The 476-nt window shown below is 64.7% G+C and carries 1 pseudogene; it reads left to right on the top strand.

The annotated features are described in order from the left end of the window. A pseudogene (locus HX846_RS38145) lies at positions 1-476 on the top strand (two-component sensor histidine kinase); the annotation flags it as partial.

The raw sequence follows: 476 nt of genomic DNA, 5'->3' as shown, positions 1-476 counted from the left end.
CCGAACAATTGAACGTGCCAGGCGGTATGGCGTGCCAGGTCAGTTCCTTGCGCGGCGTGGTTTTGGCCCGCAGCCACACCACGCCGGACCAGGGCCTGGAGTCGCGCAAGAGCGGCTTTCGCGACCAGATGATTGATGGCGTGGGCTGGCGCAGCTTTACCCTGTCCCGTGGCGATTTGTTTATCACCACCGCCGACCGGCAGGTGGAGCGTGAAGCGTTGAACCTGTCGATCCTGCTGGCCGCCTCGGTGCCGGTGGGCGTGGCATTGTTGGGCTGCCTGTGCCTGTTGTGGCTGGGGATCGGCCAGAGCCTGTTGCCGCTCAACCGCATGCGTGACGCCTTGATGCGCCGCAGTGCCGACTCCCTCGAACCGTTGCAGATCAGCCCGCTGCCCAGCGAACTCAAGCCACTGCTCGACACCCAGAACCAGTTGCTGCAGCGCATCGCCAAGACTATCGAGCGCGAACGCCGGCTG

Origin of the sequence: Pseudomonas sp. K5002, assembly GCF_013386655.1 — a bacterium.
Taxonomy (GTDB): Bacteria; Pseudomonadota; Gammaproteobacteria; order Pseudomonadales; family Pseudomonadaceae; genus Aquipseudomonas.
This window is presented reverse-complemented; position numbering and strand designations above follow the sequence as displayed.